The 18,730-nt window shown below is 65.1% G+C and carries 16 protein-coding genes; 2 read left to right on the top strand and 14 right to left on the bottom strand.

What is annotated here, in order from left to right; translation table 11 throughout:
* Nucleotides 1–155: 155 nt before the first annotated feature.
* The gene (locus BMX85_RS28640; protein ID WP_090327583.1) at nt 156–938 is read right to left on the bottom strand and encodes a trehalose-phosphatase; all 783 of its coding nucleotides are present in this window, start codon (nt 936–938) and stop codon (nt 156–158) included.
* Nucleotides 939–1,247: 309 nt separating this feature from the next.
* Here BMX85_RS28640 and BMX85_RS28635 point away from each other — a divergent pair, with 309 nt between their 5' ends.
* Nucleotides 1,248–2,177 carry an exopolyphosphatase gene (locus BMX85_RS28635; RefSeq protein ID WP_090327579.1) on the top strand — a complete coding sequence of 310 codons (930 nt, stop codon included), beginning with the start codon at nt 1,248–1,250 and terminating at the stop codon, nt 2,175–2,177.
* A gap of 48 nt (nt 2,178–2,225) precedes the next feature.
* Here the strand turns inward: BMX85_RS28635 and BMX85_RS28630 are convergent, their stop codons facing one another.
* Together BMX85_RS28630 and BMX85_RS28625 are read right to left on the bottom strand one after the other, a co-directional pair.
* Nucleotides 2,226–3,479 (bottom strand): nitronate monooxygenase, encoded by a 1,254-nt coding sequence (locus BMX85_RS28630; protein ID WP_090327575.1) that lies wholly within the window; start codon nt 3,477–3,479, stop codon nt 2,226–2,228.
* A gap of 147 nt (nt 3,480–3,626) precedes the next feature.
* Entirely contained in the window at nt 3,627–4,112 is a 486-nt protein-coding gene (locus BMX85_RS28625) for a YajQ family cyclic di-GMP-binding protein (RefSeq protein ID WP_090327570.1), read from the bottom strand.
* Between the two features lie 149 nt (nt 4,113–4,261).
* Between BMX85_RS28625 and murB the strand changes: the two genes are divergently transcribed.
* On the top strand, nt 4,262–5,290 hold the full coding sequence (gene murB / locus BMX85_RS28620) for a UDP-N-acetylmuramate dehydrogenase (protein ID WP_090327566.1): 1,029 nt from the start codon (nt 4,262–4,264) through the stop codon (nt 5,288–5,290).
* Between the two features lie 33 nt (nt 5,291–5,323).
* On the opposite strand, the gene BMX85_RS28615 is transcribed toward murB, so the two are convergent.
* The 11 genes from BMX85_RS28615 to argF all read right to left on the bottom strand — a co-directional run bounded on the left by BMX85_RS28615 (nt 5,324) and on the right by argF (nt 18,656).
* Nucleotides 5,324–5,638 (bottom strand): pyrimidine/purine nucleoside phosphorylase, encoded by a 315-nt coding sequence (locus BMX85_RS28615; RefSeq protein WP_090327562.1) that lies wholly within the window; start codon nt 5,636–5,638, stop codon nt 5,324–5,326.
* Nucleotides 5,639–5,667: 29 nt separating this feature from the next.
* Entirely contained in the window at nt 5,668–6,705 is a 1,038-nt protein-coding gene (locus tag BMX85_RS28610; RefSeq protein ID WP_090327558.1) for a diguanylate cyclase, read from the bottom strand.
* Between the two features lie 33 nt (nt 6,706–6,738).
* Nucleotides 6,739–7,785 (bottom strand): chemotaxis-specific protein-glutamate methyltransferase CheB, encoded by a 1,047-nt coding sequence (gene cheB, locus BMX85_RS28605; RefSeq protein ID WP_090327553.1) that lies wholly within the window; start codon nt 7,783–7,785, stop codon nt 6,739–6,741.
* Nucleotides 7,782–10,133, bottom strand: a complete 2,352-nt coding sequence (locus BMX85_RS28600) for a hybrid sensor histidine kinase/response regulator (RefSeq protein ID WP_090327548.1) — start codon at nt 10,131–10,133, stop codon at nt 7,782–7,784. The genes cheB and BMX85_RS28600 overlap by 4 nt, the downstream gene beginning before the upstream one ends.
* Nucleotides 10,130–10,825 (bottom strand): chemotaxis protein CheW, encoded by a 696-nt coding sequence (locus BMX85_RS28595; protein ID WP_090327544.1) that lies wholly within the window; start codon nt 10,823–10,825, stop codon nt 10,130–10,132. The genes BMX85_RS28600 and BMX85_RS28595 overlap by 4 nt, the downstream gene beginning before the upstream one ends.
* Before the next feature lie 12 nt (nt 10,826–10,837).
* A complete protein-coding gene (locus BMX85_RS28590) occupies nt 10,838–12,121 on the bottom strand; it encodes a CheR family methyltransferase (protein WP_090327539.1) in 1,284 nt (427 codons plus the stop codon).
* On the bottom strand, nt 12,118–12,588 hold the full coding sequence (locus tag BMX85_RS28585) for a chemotaxis protein CheW (RefSeq protein ID WP_090327534.1): 471 nt from the start codon (nt 12,586–12,588) through the stop codon (nt 12,118–12,120). The genes BMX85_RS28590 and BMX85_RS28585 overlap by 4 nt, the downstream gene beginning before the upstream one ends.
* A gap of 14 nt (nt 12,589–12,602) precedes the next feature.
* Nucleotides 12,603–14,417 (bottom strand): methyl-accepting chemotaxis protein, encoded by a 1,815-nt coding sequence (locus BMX85_RS28580; protein WP_090327530.1) that lies wholly within the window; start codon nt 14,415–14,417, stop codon nt 12,603–12,605.
* Nucleotides 14,418–14,459: 42 nt separating this feature from the next.
* Nucleotides 14,460–16,274, bottom strand: a complete 1,815-nt coding sequence (locus BMX85_RS28575) for a methyl-accepting chemotaxis protein (protein WP_090327525.1) — start codon at nt 16,272–16,274, stop codon at nt 14,460–14,462.
* Nucleotides 16,275–16,440: 166 nt separating this feature from the next.
* Nucleotides 16,441–17,673 carry an argininosuccinate synthase gene (locus tag BMX85_RS28570; protein WP_090327521.1) on the bottom strand — a complete coding sequence of 411 codons (1,233 nt, stop codon included), beginning with the start codon at nt 17,671–17,673 and terminating at the stop codon, nt 16,441–16,443.
* Between the two features lie 56 nt (nt 17,674–17,729).
* Nucleotides 17,730–18,656, bottom strand: coding sequence for an ornithine carbamoyltransferase (gene argF, locus BMX85_RS28565; RefSeq protein ID WP_090327516.1), 927 nt, complete (start codon nt 18,654–18,656; stop codon nt 17,730–17,732).
* Nucleotides 18,657–18,730: the final 74 nt, after the last annotated feature.

Genomic DNA, 18,730 nt, shown 5'->3' with positions numbered 1-18,730 from the left:
ACCCCTTCCCATCCCGAACAGGACCGTGAAACAACTCTGCGCCGATGATAGTGCTGCAACCAGTGTGAAAGTAGGTTATCGTCAGGCTAGTTATAAGAAGAAGCCCACCATGTGATCATGGTGGGCTTTTTTGCGTCTTGCCTATAGGTTTGTGCTTATGCGTGGACAGCCGTCTCATGCCGCCTGATCGTCCCCAACAAAAACTGCAGACATTCCAGCACTTCGAACTGATGGTGCAGAAAGTATCGCGCCGCGCTGTCCTTGCTGCGGCCTATGCGCACCGTCAGCCAGGATTCCGGCGCATCCCTGAAGATTTGCTCGTCCGCCTCATCCTCGCCGATATACAGCGCCGTTTGCCGCGAGGCATGATCCAGCACCGTGCTTAACGTAGCACGCTTGCCGGGCGCGTCCGGCGGCAGCAAATTGATGCCGCTGCGCGCCCCGACCACCACCGGCGCCGGTTGCAGCGCCCCAAGCACGCGCTCGATCTCGCGCATGGTGCGCGGCCTGTCGCGCAGCAGCCGGTAATGCAGCCACAGCGAACACCCGTGATCGGCGATCAGCAATCCGGGATCGACCTTGTGCAAGCCATGCTCATCGGTCATCTGCCGCAACCAGGCGGAGCAGATATCGCGCGCGCGCGGCGCGTCATTCTCCTGGCCGGGCAAACAGCCCGAGCCGTGATTTCCAACGAGATAAGCGGGACGCACCGGCAGCCGCGCCTCGACATCGTCGAGGCCGCGACCGGTAATGACGGCGACCGGCAGCAAGGCGCACAGGTCGCGGAAGCAGCGCTCCAGCGCCGGCTGCATGCGTGCCTGGCTGGGCAGCACGACCGGCGGCGCCAGGGTGCCGTCGAACGTGAACGCAAGTACCGGCTCGGCCGCGATGAGTTCCGCAAGCGCCCGTTTGCCGGCTAATGAAAGCAAATGAATCATGCCCCTCCTTGTTTGCGCGGCGCCTGGCTGGTTGAAAGCGGCGGCCTGCGGGTGGTCAGAGGGGTTCGAACTGAACCGTATCGTGGAGGCGCGGAACGCCGTGCCACGGAGCTCGGGCAGACATCGCCCGTTCAAACCCAGTTAAAGAAATTTATCGTACTGCCGGGAATGACGCATGTCAAACGCGATTCTATCGAACACTTGATGTAGAAATGATTAGACGCAACTTTAAGCGTTGCCTTCCGCGCTTTTTGTGCCTCAGGGCATGTATGATGGATGATCGCACTGTTCAACTTTTGAGGTGGATTCATGGCAAATAAATTCCGTCTGGTCACCCGCAGCGATTTCGACGGCCTGGTCTGCGCCGTGCTGCTGAAACACCTGGACATGATCGACGACATTCTGTTCGTGCATCCGAAGGACATGCAGGACGGGAAGATCGCGATCACCGACAACGACATCACGACCAATCTTCCCTACGTGCCGGGTGTGCACATCGCCTTCGACCACCATCTGTCGGAAACCATCCGCAACACCGGTGAACGCAGCAACCATGTGATCCATCCGGAGGCGCCGTCCGCCGCGCGGGTGGTCTACGACTACTACGGCGCCGAGAAAGCCTTCCCGGCCGCCTGGGGCGACATGATGGCCGCCGTCGACAAGGGCGACGCCGCCCGCTTCAACGAGCAGGAAGTGCTCCACCCGGAAGACTGGGACTTGCTGAACTTCCTGATGGACGCGCGCACCGGCCTGGGCCGCTTCCGCGAGTTCCGCATTTCGAACTACAACCTGATGATGGACTTGATCGATGCGTGCAAGAACCATACGATCGAGCAGATCATGGCCTTGCCGGACGTGAAGGAACGCAAGGACCTGTACTTCGAGCATGCGGAAAAGTGCAAGGACCAGATCCGCCGCTGCGCGACCGTGCACAAGAACCTGGTGGTGCTCGATCTGCGCAACGAGGAAATCATCTTCGCCGGCAACCGTTTCATCATCTACGCGCTGTTCCCGCAGACGAATATCTCGATCCACGTGCTGTGGGGGCTGAAGAACCAGAACACCGTGTTCGCCACCGGCAAGTCGATCTTGAACCGCACGTCGAAGACCAACATCGGCGCGCTGATGCTGGAATACGGCGGCGGCGGGCACGAGAACGCCGGCACCTGCCAGGTCGACAACGAGCGCGCCGAGGAGGTCCTGGGCGCGTTAATCCACCGGATCAATTCCGAAGGATAAAAAAACGGCGCCGAGGCGCCGTTTTTCATTACCGCGAGCGGTCGCCGGTCAGAACTCTTTTTCCGGCAGCGCGATCTGGTTGTCGGTGCTGAACTGGTAGTCCTTGAACACGTGCTCGGCCGACAGCAGCTGGTATTCGCCGTCCGGCTTGCGGTGCGTGGTGTCCTTCAGGCGGTAGGTGTAATGGCCGCAGGTCCAGCAGTTGAAGTTGCGCATGTGCGTGCACAGGCAGGTCTTGTCCATCACGACGATGTTTTTCTCGTTCGGATGGGCCGCCACTTCGCGGTTGTACGAGTTGATGTAGGCGCAGTTGCCGGTCGCGTCGAGCAGGTAGCCGTAGGACTCGCAGCCGGGACGGATGCCGCCGCCGATCGCCGGCGTGCTTTTGAGCATGCGCATCGGGTAGCCGGTCGGCGAGATGCCGTTGACGATGATGTCGTCCTCGGTGGCCTTGACGTATTCCTGCTTGACCTTGGCCGGCAGGCCGCATTCGTGGGTGATGGTGAAGCGCGTGGCCACCTGCACGCCCGCCGCGCCCGCTTCGAGGAAGCTGACGGCGTCGCTGCCGGTGAAGATGCCGCCGGCGGCGATCAGCGGAATGTCGAGGTTTTCCGTTTTCAGGTAGGCCAGCAATTCCTTGGTGATCGACATCAGGTCGTACTCGGCCCAGTCCATGCCGAAGCCCAGGTGGCCGCCGGCCAGCGGGCCTTCGACGATGATGAAGTCCGGCAGGCGGTCCAGCTTGGCGTTCTTGCGCAGGAAGATTTGCAGCGCGCGCACCGACGAGACGATGATGCCCAGCTTGGCTTCACGGAAGCGCGGATGGTCGGCCATCAGGGCGAACGAGCCGAAGTGCAGGCCGGCCGACAAGGTGATGCCGTCGATGCCGGCGTCGAGCGCCGCGTTCAGGCGCGTGCGCAAGGTTTCGCGCGGCCCGTTCATGGTCAGCTTTTCCATGCAGTTCACGAAAATCAGGCCATCGCCTTGTTTCGCCGCCATGGTGGCGCCGATGTGGCGGCGCTGGGCGTCGGCCAAGCGCTCGAGGTCGAACTGCACGACCGACTTGTCCGAATTGTTGATGTTGAATTTGTAGAGCTTGGTTTTATCCTTGACGAAGCTCGTATCGAACTTGCGGTCGGACACGTCCTCGACCATCGCATCGGAGATGTGGCCGATGCCGCCCAGGCGGGCCGCTTCCAACGCCAGTTCCGACGTCGAGATGTCCACGCCCATTCCGCCGACCATGATGGGCACGTACTCGTTTTTGCCAAATCGCAGGCGGAAATCATCAACACGTTTCATTGCTATCCTTAGACTACCGAGGTTGTTTGCCGGGCGTGGCCCGGCGCTATGCAGGTCGCGCGGCAGCATCGTCGATGGAGACTAAACTAATTCTACTCCATGTGTGCTACCGCTCTGTGACGGCGCGGCAACGCCGCGCGGGCGGGATCAGTCGCGGAAGTTGTTGAACTCGAGCGGCATGTCGGGGACGTCCTTGCGCAGCATGGCCATCGCGGCCTGCAGATCGTCGCGCTTGGCGCCGGTCACGCGCACGGCCTCGCCCTGGATGCTGGCCTGCACCTTCATTTTGCTGTCCTTGATGACGCGCACGATTTTCTTGGCCGCATCGGCCTCGATGCCATTCTTGATTTTGATGACCTGCTTGACCTTGTCGCCGCCGACCTTCTTGATGTCGCCGTCCTCGAGGAAGCGCACGTCGACCTTGCGCTTGGCCAGTTTGTTGGTCAGCACGTCACGCACCTGCTGCAGCTGGAACTCGGAATCGGCGACGACGGTCAGTTCGTTTTCCTTGTGCTCGACGGATGCGCCGGTCCCCTTGAAGTCAAAGCGGGTGGCGATTTCCTTTTGAGATTGCTCGACGGCATTCTTCACTTCGATCATATCTGCTTCGGACACTACATCAAACGACGGCATGGCTATTTCCTTTTCGTGTGGCATGGGGCAATACGGCTCCCCATCAAAGTCTGACATTTTAACGGACAACCGGCCAGTCACCCCCATACGGGCGCTGGTTTTTTGCTTGTTTCGCTCTATAATCGACTAAATTAATCGGTTTTTCCTCCATGCATCCACAGTCCTCCATCCAGCACCAGTTTCCTTTACAGTCCCTCAATACCTTCGGCATCGCCGCGACCGCGCACGCGTATTTGCGCGTGACGGAAACAGAGCAATTGCTCGGCGCGCTGGCCGATCCCGCCTGGGCCGCTTTGCCGAGGCTGGTGATAGGCGGCGGCAGCAATCTGCTGCTGACGGGCGATTTTCCCGGACTGGTGCTGCACATCGCGCTGGCGGGCAAGCAGGTGGTCGGCGGCGATCAGCGCAGCCATTTGGTGCGCGCTGCCGCCGGCGAAAACTGGCACGCGTTCGTGCAGTGGACGCTGGCGCAGGGCATGGGCGGGCTGGAAAACCTGTCGCTCATCCCCGGTACCGTCGGCGCGGCGCCGATCCAGAACATCGGCGCGTATGGGCTGGAGACCAAGGACGTGTTGCACAGCGTGACGGTGTTCGATCCGCGCAGCGGGACGACGTATCCGATGGATGCGGGGGCGTGCCGGTTTGGCTATCGCGACAGCGTCTTCAAGCAGGACGCCGGCCGCCATCTGGTTATTCTGGATGTGACGTTCGCGCTGCCCAGGCAGTGGCAGCCGAACCTGCGGTATGCGGAACTGGCGCAGGCGGTGGCCGAGCAGGGATATGCCACGCCCAGCGCCCGACAGGTGGCCGATACGGTGGTGGCGATCCGCCGCCGCAAACTGCCCGATCCGGCGGTGATCGGCAACGCCGGCAGCTTCTTTAAAAATCCGGTGGTGACGGGCGCGCAGTGCGCGGCGCTGCTGGAGCGTTTTCCGGCGCTGGTGCATCATCCGCAGCCCGACGGCACGGAGAAGCTGGCGGCGGGCTGGTTGATCGATCAGTGCGGGTGGAAGGGCAGGAGCCTGGGCGCGGCCGGCGTGTATCCGAAACAGGCGCTGGTGCTGGTCAATAACGGCGGCGCGACCGGCGCCGAGGTGGTGGCGCTGGCGCGGGCGATCCAGGCGGACGTGCAGGCGAGGTACGGTGTGCTGCTCGAGCCGGAGCCGGTGTTTGTGTGACGATGGCGGGTGGCCCGACCCGCCATGGCTTGATTAACCGAAGTGGCAGACGTAATCGACCGTCTCCAACGTCTCGATGTCGAAGTGGCTGTTAGCGCCGACCTTGAACTCCTGTCCGGCGCCGTACGTCTGCCACTGCGTGGCGCCGGCCTGGCGCACCTTGCACACGCCGCCGGTGATTTCCATCGTCTCCGGCGCGCCGGTGTTGAACGTCAGGCTCGATGGGAAGATCACGCCGACGCTCTTCTTGCTGCCGTCGGCGAGGATGATATTGTGCGACACGCATTTGCCGTCGAAGTAGATGTTCGATTTCTTGACGACGCTGACTTGATCAAATTGAGCACTCATGCTGCGGTTTTTCCTTAGTGGGATGAGGTTTAGGTGGGGCCGGGCAGGTCGTCCGCGCTCATGACGCGGTTGCGGCCTGCGTTCTTGGCGGCGTACAGCGCCTGGTCGGCTCGCTCGATCAAGTCCTCGATACGCGACTGCGGCGACGGTACCACGCTCGCCACGCCGATCGACATCGTCACCGACGACAAATCGGTGGTCGCCTGCGGGTTCTCGATGGCCAGCTGTTCCAGGTGTCGGCGGCATGACTCGGCCACGATCAGCGCGCCGGTCACCGGTGTCTCCGGCAGGATGATGGCGAATTCCTCGCCGCCGTAGCGCGCCGCCAGATCGGCGGGGCGCTTCAAATGTTCGGTCAGGACGGCCGCCACCTTCTTCAGGCACAAGTCGCCCGCGAGGTGGCCGAAGCTGTCGTTATACAGTTTGAAGAAATCGACGTCGCACAGCAGCAAGGTCAATGGCTTCTTGTCGCGCTGCGCACGCTGCCATTCGACCGCCATGGTCTCGTCGAAGCGGCGCCGGTTGGCGATGCCGGTCAGCGCGTCGAGCGCCGCCAGCTTTTGCAGTTCGATGTTGGCGTCGGCCAGGTTCTTCTGGCTCTCGCGCAGGAAGCGGAACGCCTGGTCGCGCTGCAGGCGGCTGATATGGGCGCCGGAGTGGTAGCGCACGCGCGCCAGCAGCTCCAGCTTGTCGGGCAGCTTGACCATGTAGTCGTTGGCGCCGGTGGCGAAGCTGTGCGCCTTGAGCTTCGGGTCCTCCTTGGCCGACAACACGATCACCGGCACGTGGCGCAGCGATTCCTCGTCGCGGTAGATCTTGATCAAGCCGAAACCGTCGATGGTCGGCATCACCAGGTCCTGCAGGATCACGGTCGGTTGCAGCTGCAACGCCGTCTGCAGCGCCTGGCCGGCGTCGGTCGTGTAGTGGAACTCGATATCGGTCTGATCGCTCAGCATGCGGCGCACCGCTTCGACGATGATCAACTGGTCGTCGACCAGGAGTACCCGGACTTTGAAGGCGGTTAGCGCCGCTTCTGGATCTGCTGCGAATGCGTTTGCTTCGGACATCGATTTTCTCTTTAAGTGTCGGCGCCGCCCGGATCAGCGGCTGCCCAGGGTGCTGCGCAAAACGGGGCCGATCTTCATCAGCGGTAAAACCATCTGCGCCGCGTCCAGATCGGCGGCGGCGCGCGGCATGCCGTAGACGGCGCTGCTGGCCTGGTCCTGCGCGATCGTGGTGTGGCCGGCGCGGCGCATGGCCAGCAGGCCCTCGGCGCCGTCGCGGCCCATGCCGGTCAGCAGCACGCCGATCGCCTCGCCCTTCCAGAGCTGGGCGACGCAGTGGAAAAACACGTCGACCGACGGCCGGTAGGCGTACTCCTTCGGATTGGCATCGTACCGTAACCGATAGTTTTGATCCAGCGTTAAGTGGTCGTTGCTCTTGGCGACAAGGACGGTACCGGCGGCCAGTTCGTCGCCTTCCTCGGCGGCGCGCACCGGCATGTCGAGCTGCTCGCCGAGCCAGCGCGCGAAATTGTCGGCGAAGTGCTGGTCGATGTGCTGCACCACCACGATGGCGCAGCCGCGCGGCGGCGTCCAGCCGGCCAGCATCTTGGAGACGGCCATCGGGCCGCCGGTCGAGGCGCCGATCGCCAGCAGCGCCGTCACCGGCACCGGCCCGTCGGCGCCGTGGTGGCCGTGGCCATGGGCGTGGCCATTGGCGGCGGGACGGGGCGCCATCGCCTGGCTGCCGCCGCTATGGCGTATCAGCTTGTCCATGGTGCGTATCTTGGCCAGCAACTCGGCGTCGCCGCCGGGCTGTCCCTGCAACACCGGGGTCGCCGTCACGTCCAGCGCGCCGGCGCCGAGCGCGCGGAACACCTGGTTGACGTTGTCCTGCGGCCGGCCCGTGACCACCAGGATCGCGCACGGGCTGTGCTCCATGATCTGCCGGGTCGCCTCGACGCCGTCCAGCTCCGGCATGTTCAAATCCATCAGGATCAGGTCGGGGCGGTTGTCGGCGCACATGCGCACCGCCTCCGCGCCGGTGCGGGCGATCCACAGCACTTGGTGTTCGGCGGTGCTGGCCACCACGCGCCGCAGCGCTTCGGCCGCCATGGCGACATCGTTGGCGATGGCGATCTTCATCTACTGGCGTCTCCAATCAAATCGCTGACCGCGTCCAGCAGCGTCTCGTCGTGGAAGCTGCCCTTGGTCAGGTAGTAGTCGGCGCCGGCCGAAAGCCCGCGCGCCCGGTCTTCGGGTCTGTCTTTATAGGAGACTATCATGACTGGCAGCTTATGGAGGTGAATGTCCTTCTTAATCAGCGTGACAAGTTCGATGCCGTCCATGCGCGGCATGTCGACGTCGGTGATCACCAGGTCGTAGTCGCCGCTGCGCACCACGTTCCAGCCGTCGATGCCGTCGATCGCGATGTCGACCTGGAAGCCCCTGCCAAGCAGCAGTTTGCGCTCCATTTCGCGCACCGTCAGCGAATCGTCCACCACCAGGATGCGCTTGGTCTTGCGCCGCTCGGCGTGGTCGGACTTGGTCAGCTGATGCAGGCCGCCCTCGTGCAGCAGCTTTTCGATCGACAGCAGCAGGTCCGGCACGTCCAGGATCAGCACCGGTTCGCCGTCGTCGAGCAGGGCGGCGGCCGAGATGTCGCGCATCTTGCCGAAGATCGGGTCGATGCTTTGCACCGCCAGGCTTTGCTCGCCGCGGATGGTGTCGACCACCAGCGCGTAACGGCGCGCGCCGGTGCCGATGACGACCACCGCCAGCTCGCCGCCGCCGGCGTCGGTGTCGCCCAGTTCGAGCACCTGCGAAGCCGAGACCAGGCCCAGATGCTCGCCGCCGAAGTCGAAGAACTGCTTGTTCTCAAGCGTATGGATGGTCGATTGCGGTATCTTGATGACCCGTTCGACCTGGGCGATCGGCATGGCGTAGGCTTCGCCCTTGACATCGACCACCAGCGCGCGCACGATCGATTGGGTCAACGGCAGCGTGATGCAGGTGCGGAAGCCGACGCCGAGTTCCGACTCGATGCGCACGGTGCCGTTTTGCGAACGGATGGTTTCGTGGACGATGTCGAGGCCCACGCCGCGTCCGGAAATCTCGGTGGTGCTTTCCTTCAGGCTGAAGGCGGGCAGGAACAGGAATTCGAGCAGCTCGGCCGGCGACAGCGAGCCGGCCATCTGGGCGCTGGCCATCTTGCGCTCGATCACCCGGCGGCGGATCTTTTCCAAATCGACGCCGCGGCCGTCGTCGCTGATTTCGATACTGAGCATGCCGGCGCGGTGCTTGGCCTCCAGAACAATGGTGCCGGTGCCAGGCTTGCCGGCCGCGATGCGCGCCGACGCCGTGTCCATGCCGTGGTCGATGGCGTTGCGCAGCATGTGGTTGAGCGGGCTTTCGATCCTGGCCAGGATGTCGCGGTCGACCAGCGTGTCCTCGCCGACGATCTCCAGCCGCACATCCTTGCCCATGGTGCGCGCCAGATCGCGCACCATGCGCGGGAAGGACTGCACGCCGTCGCGGAACGGGCGCATGCGCAAGGTCAGCACTTCGTCCACCATCGCTTGCGAGACGGCCAGCAGGCGGCGCTCGTAGGCTTCGATGTCGGCGATGTGCTCCAGCACGAACTGCTTGAGCGGGTGGGTCTTTTGCAGCGCCACCAGCGATTGCTCCTTCAGCTTGGCGTCGGTGCTGTTGGCGATCGCCTCGTGCAGCTGTTCGATGACGGCGAACAGGCTGCTCTGGTTGCGCTTGAAGCGTTGCATGTTCTGCACGAACGGATGCATCTGGTGCGCGTTGATGCGCGACTCGCTGGCCAGCGACAGCAGCTTGTCGAAGTTCTGTGCGGCCTTGGGCGCGGCGTGCATGCGCGCGGCCGGCGCGGCGGGCGGCTCGTCCGCCGCCGGCGCGGGAACCGGTGCCGAAAGCGGCGCGGGAACCGGCGCCGGGGCCGGCGAAACCGCCGCCACCGGCAGCTCGCCGGGCGGGAAGTAGGGCGGCGCCGTCACCGGCGCCGGGATGGGCGGCAACAGGCCCGCTTCCGCTTGCAGGTTGATCGGCTCGGGCAGGAAGGCGATGGTGGTGATGGCGTCGAGCGTGCGCGTGACGTCGTCGGCGTTGGCGCCGAGCCAGGCATCCAGGCCGCTGTCCTGGAGTCGCGACAGCTGCAGTATCAGGTCCACGCCGGCCAGCAGCACGTCGACCCGGTTGGGCGTCAGGGCCAGCTTGCCGTGTTGGGCTGCGACGAAGGCGTCCTCCATGCGGTGCGCCAGCTGCACCACCACTTCCAGGCCGACGATGGCGGCGGCGCCCTTGATCGAGTGGGCCGCGCGCATCATCGATTCGACCGCCGCGGCGTCCTTGAGGCGCTCCATGGCCAGCAGGCCGTCGGTCAGGATCTGGGTCTGGCTGTCCGCCTCCATGCGGAACAGGTCCATCATGGAGAACTGGCTCAGGTCTCCGTTGTTATCCTGGCTCATCGCAGCGTCCTCGCGAGTTGGTAGCCGATCAGCGCCGCGTCGAGCATACCGATATGCATGTCCTGGTGCGACAGCACGCCGGACAGGAAGCGGCTCAGGCCCTTGTTGATGGTGGCAGCCGGCGCCTGCACGGTGGCCGAGGCGTAGCGCATGATGCCGTGCAGGTCGGCGACCGGCAGCGCGTAGGACTGGTCCTCCCAGCGGATCAGCAGCACGCGCGCGAAAGTGTGGCGGTGGGTCGCGGCCTCGCCTTCGCTTTCGTCGATGCCCAGCAGCGCCGCCAGCGACATGCAGGGATGCAGGGTGCCGCCGACATTGACGATGCCGATCAGTCCCCGCGCGGCGCGGTGCGGCAGCCGGTGCGGCCTGGCTTGCGGCGCCACGGAGACGAACAGCTTGGTCGGCAGCGACAGCCATTCGCGGCCGATGCGGAACACCAGGCACGAGGCGTCCAGCGCTTGCGTGTCGGTGGCGGCCTGGCGGAAATGCGTGGCCCAGTCCTTTTTATAGTCGTCGCCGACGAGCCGTTGCAGGTTGCGCTGCGCGGCGCCGGCGTAGACGTCGCAATTGCGGCAATGGACGTACTGCTCCAGTTTCTCGCAACTCTGGTCGCCGACCACGCCGATGCGGTTCCAGCAGTCTTCGATGGCGACGGGCGGCGTGGGCGGGTTGGGATGCGTGGTGATCGTCATGTGTGGACGCCCTTATGATGCCTGCTGGCGTTTGTAGATGCGCGCCGCGCGCGCCTTGAGCGCGGCGGCGGTGGCGGCGTCGCTGTTGGTTTCGGCCAGCAGGGCCAGATGGCACAGCGCTTCGTAGTGGTCCGGCTGCAGATAGATGCAGCGCTTCCAGTAGTCTTCGGCCAGCTGCAGTTTCTTGGTCAATTCGTTGAGCAGCCCGAGGATGAAATAGGCGTCGGCCGAATCGGGCACTTGCGCCAGATAATCGCGGCACTTGCCCTCGGCCTCCCTGACTTGTCCCAGGTCGGCCAGGCGGCGCGCGTCGGCCAGCAGGTCGGCGGTGGGCGCGGTGACGGCGCCCGGCGGCGCGCCCGCGGCCCGCGCGGAAGGGGGCGGGGGCGGGGGCGGGGGCGCCGGCGAACGCGGCGGCGGGGACGCCGCCGCGGGCGCGTTGCGCAGCGTCGGCCGCGCCTGCGGCGGCGCCGGCAGGGGCTGCGGCGGCATCGCCACGCGGGCCACCTTGCGCCGTTCAACCGCCACTTCCCGGGTCAAACCGAAGGCCTGGGCATACGGCAGCGGCGCGAAGCCGTTCTGGCACAGCGACGGTACTTCCGCGTAGCCGACGAACAGCAGGCCGTCCCGCCGCAACAGTTGATCCAGCTTGGCGATCGCCGCCCGCGTGGTCGGCTTGTCGAAGTAGATCAACAGGTTGCGGCAGAAGATGACATCGTAGGAGCCGGCGCGCGCATCGAGGTCCGCTTCCAGCACATTGCCTTGCTTGAAGCGCACCTGCCTGCGGATATCGTCGTTGATGCGGAACTCGTCGCCGGCGCAGGCGCTGAAGTGGCGCTCGCGGAAGGCCAGGTCCTGGTTGCGGAACGCGTTGCGGCCGTAGATGCCGGTCCTTGCGCGCTCGATGCAACCCTGGCTGATGTCGACGGCGTCGATGATAAAGCGGTCGCCCGGGATGCCGGCGTCCGACAGCACCATCGCCATCGTGTAGGGTTCCTCGCCGCCGGCGCACGGCACCGTCAGGATCCGCAGCAAGCGCTCCGGCGCCGATGCCAGCCGCGCGGCGAGGTAGTCGGCGGCCGCGTGGAAGGCTTGTTGATCGCGGTAGAACCACGATTCCGGCACCACCACCAGCTCTACCAGCGCTTCCAGCTCCTTCGGCGCGATGTCCTTCAGGTAGGCGGCGGCGTCGCGCGCGCCGGTCACCTCGACGCGCTGGCGGATGGCGCGGTCGACCTCGGATTTGGACAGGCTCAAGCCGGTCGCGGCGTGCAGCATGGCCTGGGCCGGGGTCATGGCAGCGGGTCCGCCGGCGTGCCGGCCGCCTGGAACAGCGTGGCGCGCAGCGGCGCCGGCAGCAGCCGCTCCAGTTCGACCAGTTGCAGCATGCCGTCCGCATCGCCGGCCACCTGGCCGAGGAAGGGCGCGGCCAGCACCCCGCTGTCGGTCAGGCGCGCCTCGCCGACCTCCCGGACGCCCAGCACGCGCTCGGCGCGCAGCCCGAGTGGATGGCTGCCTCCGTGCGGCATGTGGTAGTCGACCACGATGATGCGGGTGTCGAAATAATCGGCGCCGGCGGGCAGGCCGCTGATGCGGCACAAGTCGATCACCGGCACCGACTGGCCGTGGTAATCCATCAGGCCGGCCACGGCGTCGGGCGCCAGCGGCAGGTGTTTGAGCTCGAGCAGCGGCACCACGCGCACCACGTCGCGCAGGCGCAGGCCATAGCGGTCGGCGCCGATGTGGAAGACGAGCAGTTTCATCGCGCGGCCCGTTCCTAGACCGCGACGGCGAAGTTGGCGACGCTCGTTTGCAGGTCGCCGGCGGCGTACTGCAACTGGTGCACCGCCTCGCTGGTGGCCTTGAGCGATTCGACCGTCTGCTGGGTGGCGTCGTTGAGCTGCATCATCGTCTCCGAGATCTGCTGGGCGCCGACCGCCTGCGACTGCATCCCCTGCAGCACGGCGTCGAACTGCGGCGCCAGTTTCTGCACCTGGTCCATCACGCCGGAGAGCTGGTCGGTCACCTGGCGCACCTCGCCGACGCTGCGGCGGATCTCCTCGGAGAATTTATCCATGCCCATTACGCTGGCCGAGACGGCCGACTGCATCTCCTTGAGCATCTGTTCGATGTCCCAGGTCGACACCGACGTCTGGTCGGCCAGGCGGCGGATCTCGGTGGCCACCACCGAGAAGCCACGGCCGGCGTCGCCGGCCTTCTCGGCCTCGATGGCGGCGTTGAGCGAGAGGATGTTGGTCTGGTCGGCGACCTTGGTGATGGTGATCAAAACGCTGTTGATGTTGGATGCCTTCTCCGACAGCGCGGCCAGCTTGGCGTTGATCGAATCGGTGGCCGCGACCATGTGCTGCATGGTGCCGTCCATGCGTTTGAGGTTGTTCTGGGCCTCGGCGGTGGCGCTGGTGGTGTAGTCGGCGACGGCGGTGGCGTCCTCCATCGTCTTGAGCAGTTCGATGGTGTTGGCCGAGATCTCCTTGGTGGTGCTGAGGATCTCGATGCTGGTCTGCGCCTGTTCGATGCCGGTGGCCTCCTGCTGCTTGGCCGAGGCGGCGATCTCGGTGGCCGAGGTGGTGACCTGGATGCCGGCCTTCTGCACGTTGTTGAGCAGGCCGCGCAGGTTGTCGAACATGCGGTCGAGCCCATGGCCCAACTGGCCGATGGCGTCGGTGCCGGTGATCTCGATGCGGCCGGTCAGGTCGCCCGAGGCGGCCTTCGACACCACGCCGAGCAGCGAGTCGACCTTGGACTTGAGCAGGTTGGTGGCCGCCTGCTCGTTGGCCTGGCTGTCCTGGATCGATTGCGCCATGCGGTTGAATTCGATGCCGACCTTGCCCAGTTCATCGCCCGACAGCACGGTCGCGCGCGCCGACTGGTCGCCGGCGGCGATGCGGCCGACGGCGGCGGTGAGATGATTCAACGGCGCGGTGAGCGCGCGCACCAGTAGCCAGGACACCAGCGCGGCGAGCGCCACGCAAACCAGGCCGCCGGCCGACAGCACCAGCCGCATGCCTTCCTGCAGGCGCTCGGAAGCCGCGGTCCGCTCGGACAGCAGGCGCTTTTCCTCGGCGGTGGCGGCGGCCATGAACTTGTAGATGTCGCCGATGGCCGAACTGGTGCCCGACAGCTGCGGCGTGCGGCCCATGGCGTCGGCCGCGCCGGGCTTGTCGCCCATTTGCTCGCGCATCGCCAGCTGGGTGGAGATGACGTCCTTGCCCCAGCGCTCGGTCATCGCCTGCAGTTGCTGGAAGCGCGCCAGCTGCTGCGGATTGTCGCTCACCAGCTTTTGCAGCGTTTGCACCGAGGCCGGGATGTCGAGCAGCTCCTTGCGCGCCCGCTCCAGCCGCGCCGGGGTGCCGGTCAGGTAGTAGCCGCGCGCCTCCACCTGCACCTGCAGCAGGTCGTTGCGCAGGTTGTCGATGGCCTGGATCACGTCCATCGAATGCCGGTCCCACGCATTGGCCTCCGACAGGCTGTTAAAGCGGCTGTAGGCGATCGCCAGCAGCAGCAGGATGATGGCAAGGATGGCGCCGAAGCCCACATACAGCTTGGTCTTGATACTCAGGTGCTTCAACATTTTTCTCTCCATGACGACACGGGCGGCCGCATTGTCCCATGCCTAGGCGGCGACGGCAAAGTTGGCGACGCTCGTTTGCAGGTCGCCGGCGGCGTACTGCAACTGGTGCACCGCCTCGCTGGTGGCCTTGAGCGATTCGACCGTCTGCTGGGTGGCGTCGTTGAGCTGCATCATCGTCTCCGAGATCTGCTGGGCGCCGACCGCCTGCGACTGCATCCCCTGCAGCACGGCGTCGAACTGCGGCGCCAGTTTCTGCACCTGGTCCATCACGCCGGAGAGCTGGTCGGTCACCTGGCGCACCTCGCCGACGCTGCGGCGGATCTCCTCGGAGAATTTGTCCATGCCCATCACGCTGGCCGAGACGGCCGACTGCATCTCCTTGAGCATCTGTTCGATGTCCCAGGTCGACACCGACGTCTGGTCGGCCAGGCGGCGGATCTCGGTGGCCACCACCGAGAAGCCACGGCCGGCGTCGCCGGCCTTCTCGGCCTCGATGGCGGCGTTGAGCGAGAGGATGTTGGTCTGGTCGGCGACCTTGGTGATGGTGATCAAAACGCTGTTGATGTTGGATGCCTTCTCCGACAGCGCGGCCAGCTTGGCGTTGATCGAATCGGTGGCCGCGACCATGTGCTGCATGGTGCCGTCCATGCGTTGCAGGTTGTTCTGGGCTTCGGCGGTGGCGCTGGTGGTGTAGTCGGCGACGGCGGTGGCGTCCTCCATGGTGCGCAGCAGCTGCGCCGTGTTGGCCGAGATTTCCTTGGTGGTGCTGAGGATTTCGACGCTGGTCTGGGCCTGTTCGATGCCGGTGGCCTCCTGCTGCTTGGCCGAGGCGGCGATCTCGGTGGCCGAGGTGGTGACCTGGATGCCGGCCTTTTGCACGTTGTTGAGCAACGCGCGCAGGTTGTCGAACATGCTGTCGAGGCCATGGGCCAGCTGGCCGATGGCGTCGTCGCCGGCCACCGCGATCTTGCCGGTCAGGTCGCCCGAGGCGGCCTTGGACACCACGCCGAGCAGCGAATCGACCTTGGACTTGAGCAGGTTGGTGGCCGCCTGCTCGGCCAGCTGGCTGTCCTGGATCGACTGCGCCATGCGGTTGAAGGCGTCGCCGACCTGGCCCAGTTCATCGCGCGAGACCACCTTCGCCCGCGCCGACGCCTCGCCGCCGGCGATGCGGCCGACGGCGGCGGTCAGGTGGTTCAGGGGCCCGAGCAGCGCCTGCGCCAGCAGGTAGCCGACCACGCCGGCCAGCACCACGCAGACGCCGCCGCCGAGGATCAGCAGCAGCGACATGGTTTGCTGCAGTTGCGACGAGGTGGCCGTGCGCAGCGCCAGCAGGCGGTTTTCCTCGGCGCTGATCTCGGCCAGCAGCGCGCGCGCGTCGGCGATGGTTTTGGCGCCGTTGAGCACATCGGACGACGTGGCCACCTGCTGCGACACGCCGACCTGGCGGTTCAGCGCGCGGCGCTTGTCGAGCAGCGGGTGGATCACGTTGTCGATCCAGTTGTCGATCATCGGCGCCAGGCGCTTGAGGCGCTGCTGCTGGCCGGGGTTGTCCATCGTGAGCGCGGCGATATTGGCCTGGTGGCGGCGCGCCGCCTCTTCCTCGGCGGGAATCGGCACGGTCACGCTTTCCTCGCCGGTGAGCATGAAGCCGCGGGTGGAGGTCTGGATCTGCACCAGCGCCGTCTCGACCCGGTTGGCCTCGAGCAGCACCTGCAGCGTGTGGCGGTCCCACGCGCTGGCCTGCGACAGTTTGCTGAAGTTGGTGTAGGCCAGCGTCAGCAGGATCAGGATGATGACCACGATGGCGCCGAAGCCGGCGCCGAGTTTCGTCTTGATACTGAGGTGTTGCAGCATTTTCGCTCCGCGCGGTGTGTTCTTGACGCAATGTATCATCTCGTCGCGGGGCGCGGCTGAGAAACCGTCGCCGCGCGGCGTCGAGTGTGGCCGCCTGGGGACGCGAGACTTGACTTGCGCGAAAAAAAACCGCCCGGAGGCGGTTTTTTCGCTGGCGCCGGCCGGGTTACTGGCCGCGCTTGAGGCGCGCGTTGGCGGCGATGCGCATGCGCAGCGCGTTCAGTTTGATGAAGCCGCCGGCGTCGGCCTGGTTGTAGGCGCCGCCGTCCTCGTCGAAGGTGGCGATGTTCATATCAAACAGGGAGTCGGTTTTCGAATCGCGCGAGACGACGATCACGTTGCCCTTGTAAAGCTTGACCCTTACCCAGCCGTTGACGGTGGCCTGCGTGTGGTCGATCAGCGTTTGCAGCGCGACGCGCTCCGGCGCCCACCAGTAGCCGTTGTAGATCATCGACGCGTAACGCGGCATCAGGTCGTCCTTCAGGTGGGCCACTTCGCGGTCCAGGGTGATCGACTCGATGGCGCGGTGGCCCTTGAGCATGATGGTGCCGCCCGGGGTTTCGTAGCAGCCGCGCGACTTCATGCCGACGTAGCGGTTTTCCACCAGATCGAGGCGGCCGATGCCATGCTTGCCGCCCAGGCGATTGAGTTCGGTCAGCACGGTGGCCGGCGACATGCGCACGCCGTTGATGGCGACGATGTCGCCGCGCTCGTATTCCAGGTCCAGGTACTCGGCCTGGTCGGGCGCGTTCTCCGGGCTCACGCTCCAGCGCCACATGGTTTCCTCGGCTTCGGCGCTCGGGTTTTCCAGATGGCGGCCTTCGAACGAGATGTGCAGCAGGTTGGCGTCCATCGAGTACGGCGCGCCGCCGTTCTTGTGCTTCATGTCGATGTCGATGCCCGCGTCTTCCGCGTACTTCAGCAGTTTTTCACGCGACAGCAGATCCCATTCGCGCCACGGGGCGATGATCTTCACGCCCGGTTTCAAGGCGTAGGCGCCCAGTTCGAAGCGCACCTGGTCGTTGCCCTTGCCGGTGGCGCCGTGCGAGATGGCGTCGGCGCCGGTCTCGTTGGCGATTTCGATCAGGCGCTTGGCGATCAGCGGACGGGCGATCGAGGTGCCCAGCAGGTACTCGCCCTCGTAGACGGTATTGGCGCGGAACATCGGGAACACGAAGTCGCGGACGAATTCCTCGCGCACGTCGTCGATGTAGATGTTCTCCGGCTTGATGCCGAACTTGATCGCCTTGGCGCGCGCCGGCTCCAGTTCCTCGCCCTGGCCCAGGTCGGCGGTGAAGGTGACGATTTCGCACTGGTAGTTATCCTGCAGCCATTTGAGGATGACGGAGGTATCGAGGCCGCCCGAGTAGGCGAGGACTACTTTTTTAATATCGCTCATGCTAGTTCCAATGGAGGTGAAGTGTTGTAGGTTTTATCCGGGGATCACTGCGGGGCTCACTGCGCGTCGAGGCGCCCGAGCAGCAGGTATTCGATCAGCGCCTTCTGGATGTGCAGGCGGTTTTCCGCCTCGTCCCAGACCACCGACTGCGGGCCGTCGATGACGTCGGCGGCCACTTCCTCGCCGCGGTGGGCGGGCAGGCAGTGCATGAACAGCGCGTCGGGCGCGGCGCGCGCCATCTTGGCCGCGTCGACGATCCAGCCGTCGAAGGCCTTGATGCGGGCGGCGTTTTCCTCTTCGTAGCCCATGCTGGTCCAGACGTCCGTGTTGACCAGGTGCGCGCCCTCGCAGGCGTCGGCCGGGTTGGCGAAGAAGGTATAGCGGTCGGTCGACACCAGCGACATGTCCATGTCGTAGCCCTTGGGCGTGGAGACGTTGACGTGGAAGCCGAACACCTCGGCCGCCTGCAGCCACGAATACAGCATGTTGTTGGCGTCGCCGATCCAGGCCACGGTCTTGCCGGCGATCGGGCCGCGGTGCTCGTAGAAGGTGAAGATGTCGGCGAACACCTGGCACGGGTGGTGCTCGTTGGTCAGGCCGTTAATCACCGGCACGCGCGAATGGGCGGCGAAGCGCTCGATGATGTCCTGGCCGAAGGTGCGCACCATGATGATGTCGCACATGCGGCTCATCACCTGGCCGGCGTCCTCGACCGGCTCGCCGCGCCCCAGTTGCGAGTCGCGCGTGTTCAGGTAGATGGCGGCGCCGCCCAGCTGGTGCATGCCGGCCTCGAACGACAGGCGGGTGCGGGTCGAGTTCTTCTCGAACACCATCACCAGCGTGCGGTCGATCAGCGGGTGGTAGATCTCGTAGTTTTTGAACTTTCGCTTGATCAGGTGCGCGCGCTCGATGACGTATTCGTATTCGGCCAACGTGAAGTCGGAAAACTGCAGGTAATGCTTGATCGGTTTTTGGATAGGCATAATGACAACTGACAGGTGAACTGGCCCGTGACTGGATGCGCGGCCGGCTGAGCCGAACAATTATAAAGGCAATT

It is taken from the genome of Duganella sp. CF517, assembly GCF_900110275.1.
Classification (GTDB): Bacteria; Pseudomonadota; Gammaproteobacteria; order Burkholderiales; family Burkholderiaceae_D; genus Rugamonas.
This window is presented reverse-complemented; position numbering and strand designations above follow the sequence as displayed.